The organism is Rhodoferax sp. TS-BS-61-7, assembly GCF_002943465.1.
Taxonomy (GTDB): domain Bacteria; phylum Pseudomonadota; class Gammaproteobacteria; order Burkholderiales; family Burkholderiaceae_C; genus Allorhodoferax.
Genome location: NZ_PTQY01000001.1, coordinates 779,265 through 801,542, shown reverse-complemented (window position 1 = coordinate 801,542; position 22,278 = coordinate 779,265). Strand labels below are relative to the sequence as shown.

Below are 22,278 nucleotides of genomic sequence, written 5' to 3'. Positions count from 1 at the left end.
CCATCAGCCTGCCGCGTGCAGCGCCTGGCCCAGGGTTTGCGCGCCCGGTGCGTAGGCCGCCAGGCCCGCACCGACCAGCGCTACAAATACGGCCGTTAGCGCAAAGGGCAATACGGTGCGCCTAAACGCGGTGCTGAGCCAGTGGCTGCTGTCGGCGTTGCGCAGGCGGCGGTACAGCGTGTACGACAGTACTCCGTCAAACAACAGCTCGGCAAACAGCGCGGGCGCCAGGTACACCACATACAGCGATGCAAACGCCAACCCGATGGCCAGGGCAATGGCCAGCAGCGGGATGGCGAACTCGTCTGCATCACCCACCGAGCTCACCGCATCCCCGACCGACGAGAGCACGCCGGGCTCGTCGGCAGGCAAGGCGGTTGCGGTGTCGAAGTTGCCGCTGGCGCCACCGCCGGCAAAGTCCCCGCCACCCCCGCTCTGCATCGAAGGCAGCCGCACGTCCCCCGCGCCACCGTCGCAGCCGCCCGGTGTGCCCAAGTCCGCCAGATCGGGCAAGAAGTCGTAGTCTTGCGCCTGGGTGCGCAGCCACAACCACAACAGGCCCAGAAACACCAGGTAGGCACCCGCCAGCGCTGCGGGGTAACGCAGCGCCATCTGGTCCATGCCCAGTGCCAACAAGAGGACGGACAGCAGCCAGCCTGCGGCTCCGGTGAGTGCCACGATCAGCCCCATCTGCAGGCGCGGGTAGGCCTCGTGCTCCAGCTGGCGCTGCAGGCGAACGATGGCCAGGGAACGGGTGAGGCGAATGTGGCGGCTCATGGGGGCATTTTTCGCGCGGATTGGACACCGGCGCCACGCACCTCGATGCGCACGTGGTCCAGCACCTGGCCCTTGGCGTCGGCAATCTGCACCACATGCCGCCCCGGCCACAAGGGCCACAGTGCGGTGTTGCCTTTGGCCAGCGGTTTGCCGTTCACCAGCCAGCGCAGGTTGGCGCCTTCGGCCTGCAGTGTCAGGCGTTGGGCTTGGGGCGGAATATCGGGGTCCAGCGCGATGATGGTGCCCGTGGTGGGCGCGGTGATGCGGGCCGTGGGCGTGGCCTCATTTTTTAAGCCTTTTAGGCCTCTAGACCTCGTAGATATTGCGCGAGCAGCTCCTGAATCCATAGCAAATGTGGTCTGCTGCGTGCCGTCTACAAACCACTCGGTGCGCGCAGCCTCCAGGCTGGGTGTATTGGCGGCATTGGCAAACTGCACCGCCTTTTGCACCACACCGGCGGGCGCCTTGGGCGCACGGCTGACTTGTTTGGCGTGCAGAAAGTTCATCACCGCGGCCCAGATGGGTGCTGCGCCCGTGGTGCCGCTTACGTCCCACATGGGCGCACCGCTGGCGTTGCCCACCCACACGCCCACGGTGTAGCGCTGGCTGTAGCCCATGGCCCAGTTGTCGCGCATGTCTTTGCTGGTGCCGGTTTTCACCGCGCTCCAGAAACGTGTGGCCAGCACGCTGTCGGTGCCAAAGGTGCGGGCGCGGGCCATGGGGTCACTCATGATGTCGCCCACGATGAAAGCGGCGCGTGGGTCCAGCGCCTGCGTGGCGGGTGCGGCTTTACCGGGTAGCAGCCTGGTGGGGCTGGCGCGCCCGCCATTGGCCAGAGCACGGTAGGCGTTGCTCAGGTTCAGCAGAGAGACTTCGGCGCTGCCCAGCGCCAGGCTGTAGCCATAGTAGTCGCCACTTTCTTTGAGCGGCAGGCCCAGGCGCACCAGTTGTTTCTGGAAGGCATCGGGCGACACCATCACCAGCGTGCGCACCGCCGGCACGTTGAGCGAGGCACCCAGCGCCGTGCGGGCCGACACCCAGCCCTTGAAATGCCGGTCGTAGTTCTGCGGAATGTAGAGGCCGCCCGTGGTCTGGATCTGCGTGGCCGAATCTTCCAACAGCGAGGCAGCGGTGATGCGCCGTTCGGCAATGGCCTGTGCGTAAAGAAAAGGCTTGAGCGTGGAACCAGGCTGGCGCAGCGCGGTCACCGCGTCCACATCGGCCGCGCTGCTGAGCGGGCCACTCGACCCGACCCAGGCCAGCACCTCGCCGCTGGCGTTGTCCAGCACCAGCAGGGCCGCGTCCTCCACATGGCGGCCGGCCAGTTCGCGCAAATGGCTTTGCAGCGTTTGCACGGCAAAGCGCTGCAGCGGGGCACGCAGGGTGGTGCGGATCGTTGCCGTTCGGGCTGCGCTCGTCGAAGCCTTGAGGTTGGGCAAGCCTTCGACAGGCTCACCGCGAACGGCCGTCAGTTGTCGGGCCACATGTGGCGCCACGCCTTCACTGGCCGCATAGTCGCGCCGCTGCAGCGCACCGGTCACAAACAGGTCCAGCGCTGCACAGTTGGCCGCTGCCGTTTCCAGGCTCTTGAGCACGCTGCAGGCGCGCTGCACCACCTGCGGCTCTTTAGCGTTGGGCGCGCGCACCAGGGCGGCAGCCACGGCGGCTTCGCGGTTGTCCAGCCCGTGGGCAGCCTTGCCAAACAGGGTTTGGCTCAGCGCGTCTATGCCCACCAGTTCGCCACGAAACGGCACCAGGTTCAGGTAGGCCTCCAGAATCTGGTCCTTGCGCCAGCCGCGCTCCAGGCTCTGGGCGGACCAGGTTTGGCCCAGCTTCTGCACCACGCTGCGCCCGCCGTTGCCGCGCTTCAGGTCTTCGTCCAGCAGGCCGGCCAGCTGCATGGTGATGGTGGAGGCGCCGCGCGTTTTGGTGTTCCACAGGTTGCCCCAGGCCGCGGCCGACACAGCGCGCCAGTCCACCCCGCTGTGTTCGTAAAAGCGTTTGTCCTCCGACAACACCAGCGCAGTGCGCAGGGCGGGGGACACATCGGCTAGCGCCACCCACTGTCCGCGCCGCACCGTGGCATCGGTGCGCAGGCGGTGCAGCAGCTCGCCTTCGCGCGAGAGGATGTGGGTGTCGGACGACTGGTAGCTAGTCTTTACTTCATTAAAAGTGGCTGCGGAACCCGTGGAATATGCGCAAGCAGCTATTAAAAAAATAGCAACACCCTGTATCAGGGTGTTGCTAGGGCGGGCCCTATCGCGATGGCGACGGCCCCGTACGGGCGCTTGCACCTGGGAGGTGGCTGGCGGGTGCAAGCGGGTGGTCCGGTTACTGCGATATGTGCATGTCGTAGGTTGCGCCGTTGGCAAAAGTGCAGGTGCCGGTGCCCAGCTGTGCGCTGCTCATCGTGTAGTTGCACTTGACGTAGCTGCCGCGGTTGCCGGTGGCGTTGGCAGTGCCTTTGGTGGCGCCAGGGGCGCGTGTGGCTTCGCCAGAGAACGACTCATTGGCCAAAGTAAAAGCAAACTCGCCATGGCCCCGCTCTGGGTTGCTGATGGTTCCCGACACGCGGCCCAGCGCGGCAGCGGCGTCGTTGGTGGGGTACAGGCGTGCTGTGTACACCGGGCGCATGACAGGCTGCATTGCGCCGGGCTGCTGGTTGTTGGTGGCGCCGGGTGCGGGGTGCATGGGCACCACGTAGCAACCGGTCAGCAGCGTGCTGGCTGCCAGCGCGGTGACAATAGCTTTGACTTTGAACATGCTTGAATTTTTCATTTCTATTTCGGTGTCCCATAAAAAGTTGTAGACATCAACGGAGCCGCTTCTCCTCGCTATCCCTGTATCCGCTGACCGCCGCATATTAACAAGCATTTTGCGATCGAATTTTGCGTCCGGGCTGGGTCTTGCAAGAAGCGCTGCGATCGCATCCGGACCCGCTGTAGCCTTGGTGACCCTACTGCGCTATTGCTGGGGTAGGTGCCCGTAAACTGGGTTGATCCGCAACTCACCCATCCCCGTCTGTATGTCCCACGCCGCTCCGTTGTTCCAGCCCTTCACCTACAAGGGCCTCACGCTCGCCAACCGCATTGTCATGGCACCCATGACACGTTCGTTTTCGCCCGGTGGTGTGCCCACCAAAGAGGTGAGTGAGTATTACCGCAAGCGTGCCGCATCCGCCGTGGGCCTGATCGTGTCCGAGGGCACGGTAGTGCAGCGCCCGTCGGCTGCCAACGACCCCGATGTGCCGCACTTCTGGGGCGATGCCGCGCTGGCTGGCTGGCAAGACGTTATCAACACCGTGCACGGCGCCGGTGGCGTGATGGCGCCGCAGCTCTGGCACGTGGGCGCCGCGCGCAACCCGCGCACCACCTGGGTCGCACCGTCGCCTGTCGATTCGCCCTCTGGCCTGTCACGCCCCGGCAAGCAGTTTGGCGCGCCCATGAGCGATTCGGATATTGCCGACACCATCACCGCCTTTGCCAAGGCCGCTGGCGCCGCCAAACGCTTGGGCTTTGACTGCATCGAGTTGCATGGCGCCCATGGCTACCTGATCGACCAGTTTTTCTGGGAAGGCACCAACCAGCGCAGCGACCGCTTTGGCGGCAGCGACTTGGTGGCACGTGGCCGTTTTGCAGCCGACATTCTGAAAGCCGTGCGCGCCGAAGTGGGGCCAGACTACCCGGTCATCATCCGCCTGTCGCAGTGGAAGCAGCAGGACTACAGCGTGCGCATGGCGCAAAACCCCGACGAGATGGCCGCCTGGCTGCAGCCCCTGGCCGATGCGGGCGCCGACATCTTCCATTGCTCGCAACGCCGTTTCTGGGAGCCGGAGTTTGATGGTTCCGATTTGAACTTTGCCGGTTGGGCCAAGAAGCTCACCGGCCGTCCCACCATCACCGTGGGCTCGGTCGGCCTGAGCGGCGAGTTCATCGCGGCATTTGGGGGAGAAAGCTCCAAGCCCGCATCGCTGGACGAGCTGCTGCGCCGCTTTGACCGTGGTGACTTCGACCTGGTGGCCGTGGGCCGCGCCCTCATCAGCGATCCGGATTGGGCGCTGAAGGTGCGCGAAGGCCGCATGGGCGAGCTGTCGGACTTTTCGCCAGCGGCCTTGGCGAGTCTGGTTTAAGCCAAAGTGTCCACAAGGAGCATTGCATGCAGAAACTACTTCGCCGCAAACAGGTGTGTGTATTGGGAAGCGCAGAGCCCGGTTCTGCGGCCTACGACCTCGCAGGGCAGGCCGGGGAGCTGATGGCCCGCTTGGGTATCACCGTGGTCAGTGGGTGCGGTAGTCCGGCCACCCGGTTTGCCGCAGAGCGTGCCATGGCGGCCGGTGGCACGGTGGTGAGCATCATTCCCGAAGGGGAAATGCCCGCTGCGGACTGGCCGGCGACGGTGGTGATTCCCTCCGGTGTGGGCGATGCCCGCAACCTGTTGATGGCACTGGCAGGGGACGCCTGTCTGGTGATTGGTGGGCGCGCAGGCACCATCTCCGAGGTATGCCTGGCTTGGCTGCACAAGCGGCCCTTGTTGCCGCTCACGGGTTGTGGTGGCTGGTCTGACCAGCTGGAACAGAACCCGCCCGACGAACGCAAAAACTCACCCATCCTGCCCTGGAACAGCGTGGACGCGTTGGAGCAACAGCTGCGCGCCCTGGGCCTGGTGCAGGCTTAGCGCCTGCAGCGCCAGTCGCTTTTTACAGCAGGTACAGCGCGACCAAGCCCAACACCGCGGGTACGGTCTGGATGTAGAGAATGCGCACCATCACCGTGGCAGCACCCCAGATGCCCGCCACCGCCACACAAGCCAAGCCAAAGGTGGCAAAGGCCTTGGCAATGGCCGGGTCGGGGTAGACCAGACCCAGCAAGCAGGCCGCCGCCAGAAAGCCGTTGTAGCAGCCCTGGTTGGACATGGCGGCCTTGCGCATGGCCACCTCGGCTTTCGGGATGCCAAACACCTTGACCCCACGCGACTCAAACAACACGGTTTCCAGCAGGAAGATGTAGACGTGAATCAGGCAGACCACGGCAATGAGAATTTGGGCAAGGATGTGCATGGAAAAATCTCTGGTTGATGAAGTGAAACGAAGAATACATAATAACGTTATGTTTGTAAAGAAGCCCGTTGTCGCCCACGTTACCCATGGCTGAAACCCCCACCAAACGCGACGGCCGCAAAGAAAACGCCAGCGCCACCCAGGCCGCGCTGCAGATGGCCGCGCTGCGCTGGTTCAGCGCGCAGGGCTTTGAAAAGGCGCCCGTGAGCAGCATCTGCGCCGATGCCGGTGTGACCGTGGGCGCGCTGTACCACCACTACGGCGACAAAAAAGGCCTGTTTGCCGCCGTGGTGGAGCAGGTGGATGCCGGGCTGGTGCTGGCCGCTTTGGTCGCACGCCAGGCGGTCATTGACGGCGGTGGCAGTGCCTGGGATGCATTCCTGGCGTCCATCGACACCGTGTTGCAGGCCGGTACAAATGCGCCCATGCGCCGCTTGATGCTGGTGGATGCACCTGCGGTGCTGGGCGCGCAGGTGTGGGGCGACATCCGTCAGCGGCAGGGCTTGGGCGCCATGCGCGGCAGCATCGTCGCCATCCAGGCGCATGGCATTTTTCAAGGACACGATGCAGAGCGCTTGGCACGCATCGTGTTGGGCGCGCTCTATGGCGGTATGGACTCCCTGCCGGACGATGAGGCTGGCGTGCAAGATGCGCTGGCTGACACCCGGCAATGCCTGGTGGCCATGCTGGAGGGCCTGCGAAACAAGGATGTGCGATGACGGTTCAAACCACACTTCAGCTCGGCACTGAGACCAGCACGGTGCTGTGCGCCGAAGACGGCCATGTCGTCTTGCAGCAAGAGTTGCCGCTAGGCACTGCATCACTGGCCCGCCAATGGATGCGCCACACACCGCCCACACCGCTGGACATTGAACACGCCATCGAGCAGACCGAAGACGTGGTGATGCCGTTGGCTGCCAAGCTGGTGCGCACAGAACTGTTGCAGCTAAGTGGCTCAGGCGCTGCGTTGATTCTGCAAGGTGTGGGCGCTGCGCCGGACGCCGTGTTGCACTGGAGTCTGGAAGATGTGGAAGACCTCTTCAACCGCATCGCCATGGTGAGCCAAGGGCGGCCCAGCGGGCAGGAGGCTTTGCCTACCGCGCGGGAGTTTTATGCGGCGCTGGTGATTCTGCGGGAGTGCTTGCACCACCTGCGGTTTGGTGGGGTGGTCGTGCAGGCGCCTTGATCCGGCCTCTTCAAACTTCTTGGGGCCGGATCAATAGTCGGTAGCCGTGAGTTCTTTGACCACCACGGCCACAGAGCCGGCATCTGGCAGATGCGACAGGGCTCCCACCAAAGCGTCATGTACATGGGCAAGATGTCCTTCAAAGCGCGTTGCATCGACACCTAGCGCCGTCGCAATCTCATGTATGAGAGCATGTTCGGTGGAACTAAGTTGGCCGTCGGCGTAGGCCGTCATCAGGCACATTAACACCACAGTATCGGCAAATGCTGTGCTGCTGCCTTTAAGCGCTTCCACATCTAAAACATGGTTTTTCGGAGTGGCCAGAATAGCCGCCGTGATAGGCATATCCGCACTGCGCGAGGACTCGTAGAACTGACCTATCAACGCTGCTTCCGCAGGGTGAATACCATCTACCATCGCCACAGACAACATGGCTTTAGTGAGCTGGGTAACTTGGGTGCTGCTCAGGTCCTGGTCTTGCATAGGATTCATGAAAACTCCTCAAAAAATAGAACAATCAAGTCACCTGCTCAGGGCACGCCGTTTGGCGGCCAATAGATTGCTTTGGATATCGGCCATCGCCATGTCGCGAAATCGCTTGGGCAGCATGCTGCGCCGTGATGTTTCCGAGACAGCTAGTAGTTCCATAAATTCAATCATGTCGCGTTCTTGCGGCGGCATAAAGTCAGCGCAGGCTTGGGTCAGTGCAACTGCATCCAACGGTGTAGCAAGGTTACGGGCTAGTTCAACAGCCAACAAAGCTACAGCTTCCAGATCAGCATTTGAGTAGCCGCCTAGGCTGTCGCATAGCTTGAGCAATTCCTCGTTGGTAGCCATGCAATTCTCGCCATAGCGGGACAACACTGCTTGCAACACTTGGGCGCGCTCGGCGGCAGACTCGCAGTAAAAAAACGGAATCTTCCGGTCCAGGCGGCCGGGCCGCTTGATGTCTGTATCGAGCTTATCGGGCCGGTTGGTCATCATTACAAACAGTACCTGACCCCGGTTCTCAGTTTCAGCCATAAATTCTTTGAGTCGTGCAATCACCCGCGAACTGGTGCCATCATCTCCGCCTTCGCTATCGCCAGAGCCAAAGCTGCGGTCGCCTTCGTCAATGATGACGGCAATGGGCCCCATGGCTTTGACCGTGGCAAGTACACGCTCCAGATTGGCTTCAGTGGAACCCACCCACTTGGAGCGGAAGTTCTTCAGTGCCACGGCTGACAGTCCTGCTTCTTTGAGGAAAGCTTTGATAACGAAAGTCTTGCCTGAACCCATGGGGCCCACAGCTAGCAAACCCATAGGGGTAAGCGTGGCCTCGCCTTCCTTGAGGTTTTTGGCAATGGCCAACAACTCAGTCTTGATGTTTTCGTGTCCACCCACGCTCGCCAGCCCGTGCTTGGGCTCAATGAATTCGATCAGGCCCGCACACTCTTTTTCAATCATTTCACGCTTGCGGGTGTGAATGACTTTCAGCACTTCTTGGTTCGCACCCCCTTCAGGCAAAGCCTTGCTGGGTTCTATCAGCTTGCCGATTTCTCCCGGGCTCATACCGGCAGTGATGGTGGCCAGTGTGGTCGCGCGCGTGTCGGCATCGGGCGTGCCGTGCAGCAGTTGCAAGATGAGCGTGCGCCGCTCAGCCTCACTCATGCCATGACCTTCCGAGCTGGCCATGATGCTAGCCAATTGCACGGTGCGCAAACCACCCGTTCGCTCCGAAAAAAGAGTTACCTGGGGTTCACTGAGTTTTGGGGCAAAGAACGCAATCACCTTCTGCCTCACCACTAAATCAGGCATGGGTATTTCTATCGCCGCCACCTTGGGGTTGGACAGTAGGCCCGGGTTGATGGCATTGAGCGACTCGGTGATTAGGATGGTGATGTTGTCGCCTGTAGTTAATGTCTTGTCCAACGACCAGCGGTGAAACGCCAGATAGATCTGGCGATCTTGCTGGGCCATGAAGCTGGGGTCAGCCGCAGGCAGTAGCGCATCGGCGTAGGGCACGATGACGGCGGTGGACTGTTCGTTGCGCATCTGGGCTTCTAGCGCGTGCATTGCGGTGAGTAGGCCCACATCCCCCGTTGAAGGTTCCTGCACGTCTTGGTTAGCCGCAGATGTGCCTGCGGGTTGGCCCCGCAAGGCGCGAATGCCGCGTTCCAGGCTCACTTCACAAATATGCTTCTTGGTATCCCGAAAAAGCTCAGTTACCAAAAAAGACTGCAGGTTATGCAGCGTGTCACCCACCAGGAAATTGTCAAACACATTGCGGTAAAGCACGAAGGTGGACGCTTCTCCTGCAAGGTATTTTTGGCGCAGGGACTCTGCCCATTTAGGCAAGGTGGTGCGAGTGGTTGGGGCTGTCAAAACAGTGAGTCCTAGTTCGAGACGAAGGTTTTATAGGTTTTTGGCCGGTGCGGTTTGGGCTGCCGCGCGGGCTTGCTTCATTGCATCTAGTTGTGCTTTGGCAGTAACGCTGCCACTGCTTTGGCGTAGTTTGTTCAGACGGACATCCAAGTCTGAGTTGTGCAGTTCGGAGCCCAGGCTGGCTTGGGCTACCTGGCTCTTGATGTGGTCGCGCACGGCCCCCAAGGCTTGTACTTCTGCATCTACTGACAAGCCGTCAAGCTGTCCTTGAATTTTCAATCGTGCCTGGGCGCTATGCATTTGTGCCAGCATGCGATCTTTTTCTGCCTTGAGTTTTTCAATTTCAGACTTCACTTGCATCAGAGAGTCCTTGGCGCCGTCAGCGTCTGCAGTGGCTTGAGTAGCATCTGCTCGTAGCTCGGCAATTGCTGCATCAAGTGTGTTTTTCTTTTGAATCAGCACCACAGCCAAATCATCCTGGTTGGTGGCCAGGGCGGTCTCCAGATCGGCAGCCACCGCCACTAACTCGCGTTCAGCAGATTCGAGGCGCGATGTAATTTCTTGGCGGCGCGCGATGATAGATCCTGTAGCGGCCTTGAGTTGGGTGTATTTTTCGATCATCGACGCAATCGCATTTTGGTATGCGATCTCTGGGTGAGCCTTCTCTACATCCGATACCCATAGTGAAATGAAACCGGTCCAAAGATTGGCAAGGCGAGCGAAAATTGCGTTGTTGGCCATAGGATTCTCCAGGTAAAAATTTGGTTCACCGCGAGGTGGATTGCGTGGTGCGGCGTGCCGCTGTTTGGGCTGATGACCGAGCCGTGATAGTTCCATCCGGCGATGTCAGTGGCTGTGTACTCAATTCAAACGCAGCAGAGTTGTCAAACTCAGCTGCTACTTCTTCTGCAATGCGCAGGCGTGACAAGGATTCTTCGAGCTTTTCGCCCATGTCCGAGGAGTAGGGCGAAGTGATGACCAACTGGTACACCTCCTCCATTTTGTCTGGCATAGCCAACAAGGTCGCTTCAAGCGCGCTGCGGCGCACGGCCAGACGGCGTGAGCGCTGCATGACCTCAGTGTATTCACCCAGAGCGTTACGCAGTTGACGCTCCTGTTCGAGTGGGAGGCCTGGGTGCTTCAGTTGGGCTTGCAAACTGGCAATGCGCTTGGCAGCTATTTCATCGCTGGCATGGTCTTTGCGTTGCTTGAGTGACAGGTTGACTACACACAGGCTCAAGTAGTGCACCGTTAAGTCTTCCAACTTCTCAACATCCTGGCGGGTCAGGCTGTTGCGGTTGTCGCCTGCCGTGGTGTACAGCGCCTGCACGCGATTGAACATGTGCTGGTAGGTATTCAGCGCGTTGGTGTCCCCAAAATTACTCACTTCATTTAGCAATTGCAAGCGTCTCTGGGCACGGGTTAGCAGGTGGTGTTCGCGGTCTACCCAAGCTTTGAAGGAAGGTAACTCTGGTACGCCCAGTGCAGCCAGTATCTCGGTGCCCAAGGCCACTACGCCAACCAGAGCTACACCCGTCCAGCCAAATGGAATAGAGGCAAAGATGGCTACCACGCCGCTGGTCATGAGTGCCATGCGGTTAACGCGGTGGCGCAGGAAAGCGCCCAAATAGGAGGGTTTGGAAGGCAGTTTGGACTCTGGGAGCTCAGCCATTTGTCATCACTTGGATAGCTTGTTCCAGATGCGAGCAATGTCCTGTTGGTCTTGTTCCGATAAAACGGGAATCGGGGACGAGCGGCTGAGTGAAGTAGTGCTTGGCACTACGGCAGGATTGGACTTGATACTGTCTGCCATAAATTCAGCAGCTTTCAGATTGGCATTGGCAAAACCCACGGTGTTGGATACCTTCGCAATGACTTGCGGGCGCATAAGGTAGTCGATGAATAGGTGCGCTTCACGTTTGTTCTTCGCGTTGGCCGGGACCGCCATCGCGTCAATCGCCAGTAGGCCACCGTCTGTTGGCACGCGGTATTCCACCGTGCCACGAGATTTGGCTTGCGCCTGCACAGCGTCGCCCGAAAAACCGATGGCTACGCACACCTTGCCTGTAGCCAGAGCGTCAATGTATTGGTCGGTAGGAATCACCTTGACGATGCCCACCAGACGATCCAGCACCTGAGCTGCAGCATTGATGGACGCCTTTCCATCCCACTTGGGTTGGCCGCCTGCCATCGCAGCCAGAGGCACAATATCGCTCGCAGAGTCCACTACACCTACGCCGCAGGACTGAAAGCGCCGCGCAGTTTCTGGGTCAAATACATTCGTAAGGGAATCCATGGCGCGGCCGGGATAGGCCTTTGCGGTCAGCTTTGGGTTCCATGCGATTCCCACCGTGTACCACATGTAAGGCAGACTGTAGGCGCCTTCCTTGTCCCATGCTCGCAGAGTTGCATCCACACGCGGATCAATGTTTGACAGGTTCTTTAGGTTGCCTTTGTCCAGCTTGCCGAGTAGACCTTTGGCGGCCATGGCAGGTACTGCGTTGGCTGTGGGAAACACCACGTCATATGGCATCCCGCCCCCGCGCAATTTGGTTTGCAGGTCGTCGTTGCTGGCGTAGATGTCGTACACCACGCGAATGTTGTATTCCTTCTCAAAGTCTTGCAGCACGCTTGGCTCAATGTAGTCGGGCCAATTGAGAATACGCACGGTGTCCTTGGTGTTCGCACCTGCTCCATTCACGGCGCGGCGCAGGTTCATCAGTACGGTGGCCGTAATCAAACCGTCCACACTAACGTTTTGTGACTCCTGGAATGCCTCAGTTGCCACTTGGGTTTGTGGGCCGAAAGTCCCGTCCAGGGGACCCGCGTTGAAGCCCAGTTTTCCGAGCAAAATTTGAGCTTCGCGCAGGCCAGCAGCGTCTACCAGTTTTTCACGACCTTTGTAATTTCCGCTGGACCAGTTCTGGCTCTGCCAGATGACGCGCCGAATGGAATTGAGTAGCCCATCTGTAACCTGGTTGGTGGGTACCAAACCGTGCTGACTGGAGAACGTGCGAATGGCTTCCAGTGTGGCCGGGGTCAATTGGCCGCTGGGCGGTTCGCGGAATAGACCCATACGCGCGAGTAGGCGCTGGGCCGTCTCCACTTTCCCTGAACGCGCGCCATTGGCAGCCTGCCCAGGTACCGGAGCCTGCGTTTGAGTGGTAGCTGGCTTTGCCGGCTCAGCGGTGCCAAATACAAAACCTTGGGCGTTTGCCGTAGTAGTAAGAAGTGCGCTGCAGCCCAGGGCGGTGACAAGTACGAGCGGCCGAATGGAGCAAAAAGTGGAAAGGGGCTTGCGGTTCATGGCGGGATCCTGTTCAAAAATGAAATACGGGCAATGGGCTTACTTGCCAGAGGCAAAACAAATCGCACCACGGCTTTGCGCAAGCTGGAACAGCGCGGCGGCTTTTTCCTGATTGGCGTTGATGCCACCCTGGCCCTTGAGGGTCATTTCACCCAAATGGCAGGCGGCACCGGCGTCTCCTGCCTGCACGGCGACTTCCAGATGTGTTCTTGCTTTTGCGTAGTCGCCAGTGTCGAGCAGCTTGCGGCCCAACTCTGCATTCTCTACGCCAGATGCTTTGCCATTTGTGAGATTGGTGTCTTGCACCATGGGTGCTATGGCCGGTGTAGGGCTCTCAACTGCAGCATCTTGCGGCACGTTGGTGGTTGCGCTGGCTTGTGTCGTGTTACCTGCCAACTTTTCTTTTAGGCCCAAGTGCCACACCGCAGATGCCATGGCTCCCACAACGGCTAAGCCCAATAGTCCTTTGGACAGAGGAGTCAAACTTGCCATGACGATCAATCCTTCGTGGAAGATGGGGGGGGATTTTGGAATTGCGTTGCGAGACCTTGCAAGCGCTGACGCAGTGCGTTGATGTCACTCAGCTCCCGTGCGGTTTGATCTTGGGCTGCTTTCAGGTTACTTTGCTCAGCGGTAGACTCTTTGACTGCACGGGTTTGTTCGCGTGTAGCCAGAGCCTCAAGCTCGGCAATTTGCTTGCGGATATCACCCACCGCCTGGTCTGCTCGTGCCGTAATGGCATTCATACGTGACTGGGTTTGGTCCTGCAGTATCTGCAAGTTATTTTGTAGTTGTTCAGTATGGGTGGCTAGTACGACAAGCTTGGCCGCAGCATCGGATAGTGGATCTTGGATAGACCATGATTCGTCTGCTTCATCCATCGCCTTGATGGCCATCAGTCGTGTGGCTTCATCCATCGCACTCAGACCGTCGAGCAAGCGGAGAAGACGTTCCGCAGGGTATATCGAGGGTGCAATTCCACTGTTTGCGTAAATGCTCTCCAGATCTGGCGCGTTTCCGGGAAGGGGGCTTAGCGCGGGGCCCGCGTGGAGTGCTTCTTGTCCGAGTGTTGTCGATAGGGGCTCGGCTACCGGAGGTTCAGGGGGCGGGGCCGGTATGTCGTTTTTCACGAGCCCAGCCTTCTCTAAAAATTCCAGCATCCCCTTCATTACAAAGCCCCTCCCAAGGTTTACCTCCAAAAACACAAGTTTCTGTAAAGGCTAAATGGAGTTTAATGCCAATCACTAATACAAATAGGTCCATAGCCTGTGGGTATTTCAGTGATTAGCGTGTTCATCAAACGATAGGCCGTCGCCAGACTCGAACGATCCCTACCGCCAGGACGATGAGGGACACTGTCGCAATCAGAGTTCCAAAAAACCAATACGGCAATCCCAAAACTTGGGCGATGACTGCACTGTCCGATGGGTGGCGCATGCCGTTTACGACGGCCTCTGCGGAAAACATGTAGTCCAAATCCGTAAACCAAGACATGCATAACGTGGCCGCTACCAGGTTCAGAAGAAACGCCGCCAGAACATCCGATAGCCAACGTGCTGCAAGAATCAGGATTGCAGATGTTGACAACAGAAAGAAGACACCGAAAGCATTGCGTGACCACAAAGCTGCGCATATCACCAGCAAGACCGCCAGCAACGCCAGCAATGGCCGTGCGAGCTTTGTTGAGCGTGCAAGCAGCAAAAGCGTAACGCCACCCAAGCTGGGACCAAAGAGCCCGCCAGCAGCAATGGCTGCAGTCGCCAGTCGTCCCGGGTTGCCGTGCCACACGGCAGTGCCCGAGCCATCGACATTTAACAATATGTAGTCAAAGTCTGCCCCTGTAAGTAGTGCCGTGATTCCATGTCCCATCTCATGGGCGAAAGTGGCAATAAGCGTAAGGGGGTAGAGCAACTGCCGCCCCAGTGGCAGTTGCCAAATAATGGCGATGCCAGCAGCGATAAAAACCAAAATTACACGTTGGGTCATTGGTCGGCAACTTTGTCTGCGTTTTTTTGATGCCGGATTCCACGGTCACTTCACCCCAACTACCTTCACCCTCGCATTCGGCGCCTCCCCAAACATCTCCGGCGCATACATGGCCTCCACGCGTGAGGGCGGCAGCGAGAACTCGCCGACGTTGTTCAGGCGGATGGTGTATTCCATCTTCACCACGCCTTTGGGCAGGTACTCGTAATAGCTGCGGAAGGACTCGAAGCTGCGCTCTTCGAACGCGGCCCAGCCGTAGCCTTCTTTCTTCTCGCCTTGCGTGGCGATTTCGCTGTCGCGGCCAAGGCCGCTGCCCAGAATGGTGGCGCCGCCGGGCACGGGGTCGGTGATGGCGACCCAGGTCATGTCGGCGCTGGCGTTCACCTCGATGCTGATGCGCAGCACGTCACCGCGCGTGTAGCTGCCGGCGGGCAGGCTCTTGTTGGCCTGCTCCACGGGGGTCACTGTCTTCTTGATCTGGTAGCCCGCAAAGAAGGGTGCCTTCAACTGCACCGCAGCCACCGACTGCAGCGTGAGCCAGGGCTTGCCCGCGCCCTGGTGGGTCACGTTCAGCGTGTCTTTGGCAGCCGTATTGCCCCAGGGCAGGAACATGGTGTTGTTCTTCAGGTTGCCCGGCGAAGCAGGCGCGCCAAACATAGTGGTCTGGTGCGCAGGGCCCGATGCGTCGGTGGTCTTGATGCGTTCCACTTTGTTCCAGTCCACGCTGGCTGCACCCGTGCTCATGGATGCCTTGGTGGTACCCGCCACCGGCACGGCTTCAAACTTGGCGCTGAATTTCTCCAGTGCCAGGCCGCCCCACAAGTTGGCCGTGGTGGTGTGCCAGGCGCCGTTTTGCTGGCGGCTGATGAAGCCGTTGGCCAGGCGGCCCATGTCGTCCTTCCAGGCCGGGTCGTCCAGCACACTCAAGATCAGGCGCGCGGTGTTCACGTCGCCGTTTTGCATCAGCCACCACCAGTAGTCGTCCTTCTCGCTGCTGAAGATCATCTTGGTGCCCTGATAGCTGATGCGGCTGCGCAGGATCTGGTTGGCCTCCGCAATGCGCTTGTCGCGCTCGGGCACATCGTTCACACGCTTCAAGATGTTGAGCCAGTCAATCACCGCATGCGTGGGCCACTGGTTGGGCGCGATGGTGATGCTGTTGACCATACGGCCCTGCGCCTTGCCGTAGCGCGACAGTGCTTCAATCGCGGCCAGCTTGCGCATGTCCAAGTCTTTGCGCGGGCTCCAGAACTCGCGCTGAATGCGGCCTTCCACAAACGCGATAAGGCCGCGCTCCATGGGTGCGCGAATCTCATCGCTCAGTGCAAACGCCGGGTTGATGCCCGATGCCTCATGCGTAGCTGCCAGCAGGTAGGCGGTCAACGTATCGCTGCCGCGGTTGGCCTCGCCATCGCGTGGCGGGAAGTAGTTGGCCAGCCCGTCGCTGTCCAGGTAGCTCGGGATCTGCGTGGCCACGGTTTGCCACAGCTTGCCGTCGCGCAGGCCCACGCTTTTGCTGGTCTTTTGCTCCAGGCAGGCAAAGGGGTAAAGCGCAAACCAGTCACGCACGCCTGGCAGGCCTTCAGCCAGCTTGGGCTGCAGCGCCATCTTCAGGCCACCGCGGCCGGGCAGGGCGTCCGCTGGGGCATTTACGTCCATGGTCAGCGGACCGTCGATCTGCACCAGCGTGGCTTGCTGCACGGTCAGCGGCACGGCCGGGATGATGCGCTGGCGCGCCTTCAGCGCATCACGCGCGCCACTGATCGTGTCCTTGGCCTCAATCTCCCACAGGATGGCCTCGTTGCGCGTCAGTGCCAGTTGTGCAGGCGCCGTCACATTCCAGGCCACCTCGCGCGCATCACCAGCGGGGATGTCCACCGTTTGCGGCTCCAGGGTGAGCAACGTGGCGCGCGGTGTCACCAGCACCTTCATGGCCTGTTTGGTGGTATTGCGCAGGGTCAGCTGCGCGCGGTACTGGTCGTCCTCGCGCACCAGCGGCGGCAGGCCGCTGATGATTTGCAAATCTTGCGTCGCGCGGATGCTGGTGCTGCCGGTACCAAACATGCCGGTAAAAGCATCCGCCACCGCCACGATCTTGAAGGTGGTCAGTGCATCGTTTAGCGGCACGGTGACCACAGCTTGGCCATTGGCGTCCAGCTTCACACTGGGGTTCCATAGCAGCAGGGTCTCCAGCAGCTCACGCGCGCCACTGTGGCCACCACCACCACCGGGGGCCACGGCCTTGCGGCCATAGTGGCGCCGGCCAATGATTTCCATCTGCGCGGTAGACGTTTCCACGCCCCAGCTTCGGCGCTGCAACATCGCGTCCAGCAGGTTCCAGCTGCTGTTGGGCATCAGTTCCAGCAGGGCCTGGTCCACGGCGGCCAGGGCCACCTCGGCGTTGGCGGCGGGCTGGCCATTGGGCAGCTTCACGGTGATGGTGACCTTGGCCTGGCTGCGCACCGCGTAGCTCTCTTTGTCGGCCTTCACGCTCACCGACAGCTCATGCGCCTTGGTGCCCACACGAATCTCGGCCACACCCAAACGGAAGGCGGGCTTGCTCAAATCCACCAGCGCGGTGGGCGCCACGTACTCGCGCCCCTCGTACCAGAAGCTGGTCCACCACTCGCGCGGCGCCTTGTAGCCCCAGGTGAAGAAGCTGTACCACGGCACCTCGCGCAGGCGGCCGCGCAGCACCAGCGCGCTCACATACACATTGGGGCCCCAGCCTTCCTGAATCTTCAGGCTGATGGTGGGGTCTTGCCCGTTGAGCTGCACCACCTCGCTGTGCACAATGCCTTCGCGTTCCACCGACACCAGCGCGGTGGCAAAACGAAACGGCATGCGCACCTGGAACTTGGCAGTCTCGCCGGGTTGGTAGCTCTTTTTCTCAGGCAGCAGGTCAATGCGGTCGGTGTTCTCGCCGCCAAACCACAGCTCGCCCTGCTTGGTGACATACACGCTGCTGGCGGCCTGGATGCTGTTGCCACTGCCGTCTTTGGCCGTGACCACAAGCTCCACTTCGCCGGCTTCGTTGAGTTCGGTTTCGCACAGCAGCAGGCCGCGCGAATCGCTCTTGCCGCTGCAGACACTGCCCATTTCTTTGGTGCTGGTTTTGTTGTCGTAGGTGTAGAAGCCACCCACCATGCGCTTGCGTGTGGTGGTGGTGATGCGGGCGGTGGCTTTCACCTCCAGCGCCACGCCTTCCTGCGGCTTGCCCGTCAAGTCCAGCGCCAGCGCGCGGAACTTGATCTTTTGCCCACTGGACACCCAGCCCTCGGTGCGAATGCCGGCCACCACGCTGGCGGGCCACAGCGTTTGTGTGCTGCGGATGGTTTGCACCTCGCCATTGGGGTCGGAGTAGGTGGCTTCCAGCAGCAGGTCTTGCGGCTGGCGGCTCTTGGGTACTTGCTCCAGCGTAAGTTTGCCTGCGCCGTTTTTGTCCAGCGTCAGCGGCAGCTTGTCGGCAATCACGCGGTTGTCCGCGCTGGCGTTGGCGTCTTCCTCGCCCTCACCACTGCTGGCCTGTTGGTTGCCACGCGGGGCTGAAAAATTGAACTCGCTGAAATCCGCAAAGTTGAGGTATTTGGCGCGCACCAGCGCCGACACGCGTACTGGCAGGTTCACCGCACCGCCGCCCGACACATAGTTGATCTGCACATCCACCGGCACCTTGTCCACGCTCACCAGCGCCTTCTTCTCGGCCGGTGTTACGCGGCCTTCCAGCACCGGCAGGCGGAACACTTCCACGCGGAACTGGCCGGTGTAGAAGTCTTGCTCTTCCCTGCTGCCAGACAGCTGCACCTGGTACACACCCAGCTTGGCGGCGGGGGGGATAGAGAAGCTGTTCTCGGCACTCAGACCACCGGTGGCGGTCTTGCGCCATGTCAGGTCCAGCTCGTACTGCTGGCCGCTGCCCACGTGGGTGATTAGCAGGGTGTCGGGCTGCTGTGCGGGCAGGCCAAAGCCTTTCGATGTTTCGGTGCGCAGCAGGTGTTTCATCGACACGGTTTCGCCCGCGCGCAAGAGCGTGCGGTCAAAGACGGTGTGGGCGCGTTCATCGGGCACCACGTCGCGGCTGGTGGGCACGTTAAAACGCCAGGGTTCGATGCCACGGTTCCAGTCGCTCCAGGTAAAGGCCAGGTCTTGCACCGTGCCTTTGCCGTCGCCCGCAGGTTGGGCGGCGCGCGCGCTCACAAAATAGGCTTGGCCGTAACCCTCTTCACCACTGCAGCGCGGTGGCTGGGGCGACAGGCCTTCAAAGTTGGCCACACCTTGCGCATTGGTCACGCCGGTGGCCAGTTCTTTGCCCCGGCAGTCAGACACACGCACCGTGGCACCCGCCACCGGCGTGCCCTTGTCTAGCGAGGTGACCCAGGCCAGCGCGTTCTCGCGCCCCAGCTTGAAGTGCACGCCCAGGTTGGTCACCAGCGCCGAGGTGCGCACAAACATCGTGCGGCTGTCGCCATGGCGTTCGTCCAGCAGGCTGGTGCCCAGCTTTTGCGAGGCAATCTCCACCACGTGGAAGCCGGGGGTGAGCGGAATGCCCACCACTTCAAACGGGCGCGGGTCTTTGTTTTCGGGCTTGGGCAGGTCCAGCGTCTTCACGTTGGGGCGGCCCTGCAAGAGCGACACCATGCGCGTCTGCACATAGTGCGTGTCCATATCACTCACGACCTTGGGCAGGGTGCCCTGCACATCGGCTGCGGCCTGCTTGCGCGACACGGTGTAGCTGTCATACCGCTGCAGCTTGCGCCACCAGGCAATGATGTCGGCGTCCGTGCCGGGCTGGAAGGTGCTGACCTTGCCGGCCGGTACTTTGGGCGCGGCGGTTTTGGCCTGTTCGGTGTTCAACCCCTTCACGTTCAGCGCAACTTCCACATTGCGCAGCGTCACCGGCAGCAGCGCCACGCCATTGGGTTCGGCAAAACGCTCCACGATGCCAAAGGGTGACGCCGCAAACTTGGCCAGCGGCGGCATGGCGGCGGTGGCCGTCTTGAGCGGAAAGCTGTCTGCATTGCGCAGCGTGCGGCCCGAGGCATCTTTAAAGTTCTTGGGTAGCTCAATGGTGAACGGGGTTTGCTCGGGCAGTGGCGCCGCGAAGCTGATGCCGTTGACCACGCCATCCTCGTCTTCGTTCTCGCCCAGGTTGGGCTTGAAACTCTTTTTGCCACCCACCAGGCGAATGCCTTGCAGCAGCTTCACCGGCACCGGCGCGTTGAAGTTCAGCGTCATGGGCCGAATCGGCAGGCAGGCGCTTTGCGCGTTTTCGCGTTCGCAGCTAAAGGTGGCGGCAAAAGGCTCGCGCACCTGGAAGTTAAAACGCTTCTCCACACTGTTGGGCACGCCCGCAGCGCCACCGCGCGCGGGTGTGGCCACGCCCTTGCCAAACACAATCTGCACCTTGGCCGACGACGACAGCTTGCGGTTGCAGGCCAGCGTGACGATGGACAGCGGGTTGGCCTTGGCCTCGTGTTCCATGCCTTGGGCCTGCAGCAGGCCCTCGCGCTCTTTGCCGCTGATCAGGCGCACCGCCACGCGCTCGCCCAGGCCTTCTACCGCGCACCACACATTGGCCTGCACGCTCTCCAGCGTGGCCGCACCGTTCAGGCGCAGGGTGAAGAACTGTTCCTCGTCAATGCGGTTGCCCGAATAGGGGCGAATGCTCTGCACAAACGGGCCGCCGCTATTAAATTTGTAGCTGCTTGCGCCCGTCAGCTCTGCGCCTTTGGGCGATTTGAAGCCTGCTTTGGCCTGCGCCGTGCAGCTGATGCCGGGTGGGAGGTCGTTCTCGAAATCAAACGCCCACACCCGGTCGTTCACCCAGCGACCGGTGCCCTGGGTGACCTGGGCGTCGCTGCAGCTCAGCGTCAGCGGGGCTTCCGCCTTGGGGTCGCCAAAGTTGACGGCACTTTCGTCAAATTTGGCCACCAGCTGGCGCACCTGGGCGACTTCACCCTGGGGGGACAGGCTGGTAATTTGCAGGGCCAGCGCGGCCCAAGAGGACGCGGCCAGGCCGCAGGCGATGATGATTTTTGATGTTTTCACGCGGGCTCCCGAAAAGCAGCTTGGAGGGTAGCCGAAAAAAATTGAAACCAATTGAATCCAGTCGGTCTTGGGCTGCGTACCTGTAACAAGCCGCAACGCGTTTGCCTGCGTGCCCACCTTCAACCCCTGATCGATTGGATGCCCCATGAACCACCTTCGCACCGCATTGCTCGTCAGTGCCGCCAGCCTGTGCAGCGGCCTGGCCTGTGCCGACACCGGCAAACTCCTGCTCACCGGGGGCGTCAGCTCCATCGACGGCGCCGCCGGCGGGGGCTTGACGCCCTGGGCCGTGATTGGCACCAACGCCACCGAGGGCGAGATGGGCGTGTCTGCCCACGTGAGCCGCGCCGCCACGCAGGACTACAGCCTCAACACCATGGGTGTGGCCTTTGCCTTTAACGACCGGCTGGAAATCTCGCTGGCGCGGCAAGACTTTGACGCCTCACCCGCCACGGCGCTGAACGGCCTGGGCTTTGCGGTGCAAAACGGCCAGCGCGTGAAGATGGACGTGCTGGGCGTGAAGGTGAAGGTAGCCGGCGACGCTGTGCTGGACAGCGACAGCTGGATGCCGCAGATCGCCGTGGGCGTGGAACAAAAGTCGGTGGATGCGGGCTCCATCAAGCCGGTGCTGGACTTTTTGGGTGCCAAGACCATGGGCACCGACTTTTATGTGAGCGCCACCAAGCTGTTTTTGGGCCAAAGCCTGCTGCTGAACGGCACGCTGCGCTACACCAATGCCAACCAGAACGGCCTGGTCGGCTTCGGCAGCAAAGCGCCGGGCACGAATGAAGGCAGCTGGGTGCCCGAGGTGTCGGTGGCCTACCTATTGCGCAAAAACCTGGCCATTGGCGCCGAGTACCGCGCCAAACCCAACAACCTGCGCGCGCTGGGCCAGTCCGCCGGCCTGGGCGAAGGCCTGCAGGAAGACGCCTGGAAAGACCTCTTTGTAGCCTGGGCGCCCAACAAAAACACCTCCATCACCCTGGCCTATGTGGATCTGGGCCGCGTGTTGCCCGGCGTCACCGCCAACCGCAGCCAGTCCGGCTACTACCTCTCGGCCCAAGTGGCGTTTTGATTTGAAACACAGCAAGGAACTGACATGAAACACCTCCTCATCGCACTCGCTATCGCCACCCTGGGCTTGAGCACAGCCCCCGCCATGGCACAAAGCGCCACCCCTGCGCAAAACGACACGCTCTACCAAGCCTTGGGCGCCAAGCTTGGCCTGCAGGCACTGATGGAAGTGTTTGTGGCCGGCCTCAAGGCCGACCCGCGTATTGGTGTGCAGTTCAAAGACACCAAGTCGTCTTACCTGCAAGAGCAGCTGGTGGACCAGTTTTGCGTGGTGAGCGGCGGCCCCTGCAAATACCAGGGCGCCGACATGAAGTCCGCCCACGCGGGCATGGAAATCAACAAGGCCCAGTTCAACGCGCTGGTAGAGGTGCTGCAGGTGGCCATGGACGCGCGCAACATCCCGTTTGCCACCCAAAACCAGCTGCTGGCTCGCCTGGCGCCCATGCACCGCGATGTCATCACCGCCAAGTGAGCACCACA

Annotated in this window: 20 protein-coding genes; 6 read left to right on the top strand and 14 right to left on the bottom strand. The window is 60.8% G+C overall.

The window, feature by feature from the left end:
* Positions 1 to 3: 3 nt before the first annotated feature.
* From C5F53_RS03810 to C5F53_RS03800, 3 genes are all read right to left on the bottom strand, one after another.
* On the bottom strand, positions 4 to 777 hold the full coding sequence (locus C5F53_RS03810) for a hypothetical protein (RefSeq protein WP_236635199.1): 774 nt from the start codon (positions 775 to 777) through the stop codon (positions 4 to 6).
* Positions 774 to 3,011 (bottom strand): penicillin-binding protein 1C, encoded by a 2,238-nt coding sequence (gene pbpC / locus C5F53_RS03805; protein ID WP_370446708.1) that lies wholly within the window; start codon positions 3,009 to 3,011, stop codon positions 774 to 776. The genes C5F53_RS03810 and pbpC overlap by 4 nt, the downstream gene beginning before the upstream one ends.
* Before the next feature lie 97 nt (positions 3,012 to 3,108).
* Positions 3,109 to 3,540 (bottom strand): hypothetical protein, encoded by a 432-nt coding sequence (locus tag C5F53_RS03800; RefSeq protein ID WP_105259970.1) that lies wholly within the window; start codon positions 3,538 to 3,540, stop codon positions 3,109 to 3,111.
* 262 nt (positions 3,541 to 3,802) lie between these two features.
* Between C5F53_RS03800 and C5F53_RS03795 the strand changes: the two genes are divergently transcribed.
* Complete coding sequence (locus C5F53_RS03795) at positions 3,803 to 4,906, top strand: NADH:flavin oxidoreductase (protein WP_105259969.1); 1,104 nt, start codon at positions 3,803 to 3,805, stop codon at positions 4,904 to 4,906.
* 26 nt (positions 4,907 to 4,932) lie between these two features.
* Positions 4,933 to 5,451 carry a Rossmann fold nucleotide-binding protein gene (locus C5F53_RS03790; RefSeq protein ID WP_105259968.1) on the top strand — a complete coding sequence of 173 codons (519 nt, stop codon included), beginning with the start codon at positions 4,933 to 4,935 and terminating at the stop codon, positions 5,449 to 5,451.
* 22 nt (positions 5,452 to 5,473) lie between these two features.
* Here C5F53_RS03790 and C5F53_RS03785 read toward each other — a convergent pair whose 3' ends face one another.
* On the bottom strand, positions 5,474 to 5,833 hold the full coding sequence (locus C5F53_RS03785; protein WP_105259967.1) for a DUF1304 domain-containing protein: 360 nt from the start codon (positions 5,831 to 5,833) through the stop codon (positions 5,474 to 5,476).
* A gap of 86 nt (positions 5,834 to 5,919) precedes the next feature.
* Between C5F53_RS03785 and C5F53_RS03780 the strand changes: the two genes are divergently transcribed.
* Both C5F53_RS03780 and C5F53_RS03775 read left to right on the top strand, forming a co-directional pair.
* Entirely contained in the window at positions 5,920 to 6,552 is a 633-nt protein-coding gene (locus C5F53_RS03780; protein ID WP_105259966.1) for a TetR/AcrR family transcriptional regulator, read from the top strand.
* Positions 6,549 to 7,019 (top strand): hypothetical protein, encoded by a 471-nt coding sequence (locus tag C5F53_RS03775; RefSeq protein WP_105259965.1) that lies wholly within the window; start codon positions 6,549 to 6,551, stop codon positions 7,017 to 7,019. The genes C5F53_RS03780 and C5F53_RS03775 overlap by 4 nt, the downstream gene beginning before the upstream one ends.
* 30 nt (positions 7,020 to 7,049) lie before the next feature.
* On the opposite strand, the gene C5F53_RS03770 is transcribed toward C5F53_RS03775, so the two are convergent.
* The 10 genes from C5F53_RS03770 to C5F53_RS03730 all read right to left on the bottom strand — a co-directional run bounded on the left by C5F53_RS03770 (position 7,050) and on the right by C5F53_RS03730 (position 20,724).
* A complete protein-coding gene (locus C5F53_RS03770) occupies positions 7,050 to 7,511 on the bottom strand; it encodes a TerB family tellurite resistance protein (protein WP_105259964.1) in 462 nt (153 codons plus the stop codon).
* 30 nt (positions 7,512 to 7,541) lie between these two features.
* On the bottom strand, positions 7,542 to 9,356 hold the full coding sequence (locus tag C5F53_RS03765) for an ATP-binding protein (RefSeq protein WP_105259963.1): 1,815 nt from the start codon (positions 9,354 to 9,356) through the stop codon (positions 7,542 to 7,544).
* A 57-nt stretch (positions 9,357 to 9,413) separates the two neighbouring features.
* Positions 9,414 to 10,124 (bottom strand): PspA/IM30 family protein, encoded by a 711-nt coding sequence (locus C5F53_RS03760; protein WP_105259962.1) that lies wholly within the window; start codon positions 10,122 to 10,124, stop codon positions 9,414 to 9,416.
* 25 nt (positions 10,125 to 10,149) lie between these two features.
* On the bottom strand, positions 10,150 to 10,977 hold the full coding sequence (locus C5F53_RS03755) for a hypothetical protein (RefSeq protein ID WP_146097287.1): 828 nt from the start codon (positions 10,975 to 10,977) through the stop codon (positions 10,150 to 10,152).
* 84 nt (positions 10,978 to 11,061) lie between these two features.
* On the bottom strand, positions 11,062 to 12,690 hold the full coding sequence (locus C5F53_RS03750; RefSeq protein ID WP_146097286.1) for an extracellular solute-binding protein: 1,629 nt from the start codon (positions 12,688 to 12,690) through the stop codon (positions 11,062 to 11,064).
* Between the two features lie 39 nt (positions 12,691 to 12,729).
* Positions 12,730 to 12,999: a hypothetical protein gene (locus tag C5F53_RS20430; RefSeq protein WP_236635198.1), complete on the bottom strand. Its 270-nt coding sequence runs from the start codon at positions 12,997 to 12,999 to the stop codon at positions 12,730 to 12,732.
* Positions 13,000 to 13,187: 188 nt separating this feature from the next.
* Complete coding sequence (locus C5F53_RS20425; protein WP_236635197.1) at positions 13,188 to 13,607, bottom strand: hypothetical protein; 420 nt, start codon at positions 13,605 to 13,607, stop codon at positions 13,188 to 13,190.
* Positions 13,608 to 13,788: 181 nt separating this feature from the next.
* Complete coding sequence (locus tag C5F53_RS20310) at positions 13,789 to 13,953, bottom strand: hypothetical protein (RefSeq protein ID WP_201740810.1); 165 nt, start codon at positions 13,951 to 13,953, stop codon at positions 13,789 to 13,791.
* Positions 13,954 to 13,986: 33 nt separating this feature from the next.
* Positions 13,987 to 14,676, bottom strand: coding sequence for a M50 family metallopeptidase (locus tag C5F53_RS03735; RefSeq protein WP_105259957.1), 690 nt, complete (start codon positions 14,674 to 14,676; stop codon positions 13,987 to 13,989).
* Between the two features lie 45 nt (positions 14,677 to 14,721).
* Entirely contained in the window at positions 14,722 to 20,724 is a 6,003-nt protein-coding gene (locus tag C5F53_RS03730) for an alpha-2-macroglobulin (RefSeq protein WP_236635196.1), read from the bottom strand.
* Positions 20,725 to 20,869: 145 nt separating this feature from the next.
* Between C5F53_RS03730 and C5F53_RS03725 the strand changes: the two genes are divergently transcribed.
* Together C5F53_RS03725 and C5F53_RS03720 are read left to right on the top strand one after the other, a co-directional pair.
* Complete coding sequence (locus C5F53_RS03725) at positions 20,870 to 21,799, top strand: DUF3034 family protein (protein WP_105259955.1); 930 nt, start codon at positions 20,870 to 20,872, stop codon at positions 21,797 to 21,799.
* Positions 21,800 to 21,823: 24 nt separating this feature from the next.
* A complete protein-coding gene (locus C5F53_RS03720; protein WP_105259954.1) occupies positions 21,824 to 22,270 on the top strand; it encodes a group 1 truncated hemoglobin in 447 nt (148 codons plus the stop codon).
* Positions 22,271 to 22,278 lie beyond the last annotated feature (8 nt).